Origin of the sequence: Cupriavidus sp. CuC1, assembly GCF_044627735.1 — a bacterium.
GTDB lineage: Bacteria > Pseudomonadota > Gammaproteobacteria > Burkholderiales > Burkholderiaceae > Cupriavidus > Cupriavidus ulmosensis.
This window is the reverse complement of sequence record NZ_JBIUHC010000341.1, coordinates 1-2,429: the sequence shown is the minus strand read 5'-3', so window position 1 is coordinate 2,429 and position 2,429 is coordinate 1. Positions and strand designations below refer to the sequence as shown.

General features: G+C 60.3%; 2 protein-coding genes and 1 pseudogene. 1 reads left to right on the top strand and 2 read right to left on the bottom strand.

Going from position 1 to position 2,429, the window contains the following annotated elements; translation table 11 throughout:
* Positions 1-106: 106 nt before the first annotated feature.
* Positions 107-511 (top strand): annotated as a pseudogene (locus ACGLHR_RS51385) (LysR family transcriptional regulator); the annotation flags it as partial.
* A 41-nt stretch (positions 512-552) separates the two neighbouring features.
* On the opposite strand, the gene tnpC reads toward ACGLHR_RS51385, so the two are convergent.
* Together tnpC and tnpB are read right to left on the bottom strand one after the other, a co-directional pair.
* Positions 553-2,157, bottom strand: coding sequence for an IS66 family transposase (gene tnpC, locus ACGLHR_RS51380; RefSeq protein WP_400103771.1), 1,605 nt, complete (start codon positions 2,155-2,157; stop codon positions 553-555).
* Between the two features lie 57 nt (positions 2,158-2,214).
* A complete protein-coding gene (gene tnpB / locus ACGLHR_RS51375) occupies positions 2,215-2,373 on the bottom strand; it encodes an IS66 family insertion sequence element accessory protein TnpB (RefSeq protein ID WP_400103769.1) in 159 nt (52 codons plus the stop codon).
* Between the last annotated feature and the right edge of the window lie 56 nt (positions 2,374-2,429).

The window sequence follows — 2,429 nt, the reverse complement described above, 5'->3', positions numbered from 1 at the left end:
AGAAACTGGAACCCGGGAATCACGACAAGTGCCTGTCGCAAAAGGGGAAACTCACCCAGGCGGCTGGTGAACTTCGGATTAAAGGTCAATCTTCACTTAGCACTCCATGAAAGTAATCGGCGATCCTAAGTTACGTGCTCCGATGGGCCAGTTGAGCGACATGGACTTGCGTCTGCTGAAGGTCTTCAAGACGGTCGTTGACTGTGGTGGCATGACGGCAGCTGAACGCGAGCTAAACATTGGTGGATCGACCGTAAGTCGGCATATCAAGGATCTGGAGACACGCCTTGGTCTGCTGCTATGTCGGCGTGGTCGATCTGGGTTCGCCCTAACTACGGAAGGTCAAAGAGTTTACGATGAGGTATTGCGGCTGCTAGCGTCAGTTGACTCGTTTCGTAGCAGCATTGACGACATCCACCTCAGGATGGGCGGAAGCCTCGAGCTCGCCATGTTTGACAAGATAGCGACCAATCCAAATGCTCACGTTGGCGCTGCAATTGCGCGTTTTTCGTAAGCGCTAGTTTCCGCACACCTTGAGTGCGATGAACATGTTCAGGCAGGATGTGGCGGGGCGGCTTTGGGCGGGGCGAAGTTGAACGGCAACAGGTCGCTGATGTCAGCGTCTGGCGCGCGCTGTGGCAGCTCTGTGAGCACGTGGAGTAGATAGGCATAAGGCTCGACGTCACAGGCGCGGCACGTAAGCATCAGGCTATAGATCATGGCGCTTGCCTTAGCGCCAGCCACGGTGTCTGCAAAGAGCCAAGCTTTTCGACCTGTGCAGAATGGTCGGATATCGCGCTCGACCGCGTTGTTGTCCACCGGCGCCCGTCCATCGAGAGCATATCGACTCAGGTATTCCCACTGGTTGCGCGCGTAGGCGATGGCCTTGCCCAGCAGGCTTTCAGGCAGTACCTGCGGCGCCTGCTCATCCAACCACGCCTTGAAGGCCTTCAGCAACGGTACGCTGTGCTGCTGACGCAGCCGGTACGTGTAGTTGGCGCGCGTTTCGCCGTTGGGCAGATCCTCCTTGGCGAGCGCTTCGACCTGATACAGGGCCTTGAAGTACTCGAGGGCCTTTACCACTCGAGCGCTGGGCTTCTTCTGGCCCTTTTGCGCATCAACGAACATCCGTCTGGAATGAGCAAGACAACCGAAGTGCGTGACGTCTTTGAGGGTGCGCCAGGCACTGTAGCCATCGGTCATCAGCATACCCTCGTAGCCGGCGAGGAACGCCTGCGGATACTCTTGTCCGCGCCCCGGCTGGTAGTCGAACAGCACCACCGGATGCTCGCAGTCCTCCGCGCTGCGGTAGACCCACATATACGATTTGCTCTGCGCAGCCTTGCCTTCCTCCTTGAGCACTTGCACCGTCGTCTCGTCGGCATGGATCAGTGGCTGCAACAGCAGCGTGCGGCGTAGCGCCTCGTACAGCCGGCTGTAGTGCAATTGCGCAGGGCGGATGATCCAGTTCGCCAGCGTGCCACGGCCAACGGCGATGCCGGCGCGCCCCAGCGCATCTTCCATGCGGTACAGCGGCGTGCCGTCAACGTACTTGCCGATGGTCACCGTCGCCAGCATTGCCGGGCTTGCGTTGCTGCCCGGCAGTGGTTGCGCTGGCATCGGCGCGGTCAACACCGGCGTGCGTTCGGCATTGCGATCGCAGTGCCGACACGCGTATTTGAAGCGCACGTGCTGCAGCACCGAGACCTTTGCTTCGATGTGCAACTGCTCGCTGACTTCCTCGCCCATGCGGTGCATCGAGCCCTGACAGCATGGGCAGATCTTCCGGTCTTCGGTCAGGTCGTACTCGATGCGCTGGCGCGGCAGCTCTGCCGGTAGCGGCTTTCGGCCACGTTTGCGGCCTGCAGACGCATTAGGCTCCGGCAATTCCGTGTCCGGAAGCGCGAACGTGTCATCCTCGTCGTCAGGCAGGGCCGCGGCAGCCATCTGCTCTGCTTCATCGAACAGGCGGTCTTTGAGCTTCTCGCTGCTCGGCGCGAAGCGTTTGGACTGTGCGAGGCGGAACTGCTCTTCGAGGAGCTTGATGCGCTCGGTCAGCTCGGCGATGTGCTGGGCGTTGGTGGCAGCCCGCGCTTCGAGTTCGCGGATATAGGCCTGGGCGGCCGGCGGCAATCGCGAGAAGTCGTGTTCGTTCATGCTGGACACGATAGTGCAGCTACCGCGCAGATAGGTATACGTCACCCCGAACAGCAATCAAGCCGTGTGCTGATATTGGCGTGACGGGTGGCGCTGCACGGCGTCCACATCGATACCGTCCAGCAGCCAGTGCAACTGCTCGGTTGTCAGCTCGATCACCGGCTGCTGACGCCGTGGCCACGCGAAGCGGTCTTCCTCCAGGCGCTTGTAACTCACCTCGGAATGCAGACCTTCCCGCCGCTTCGACGCAGCTTGTCCTCATAACCCATCCT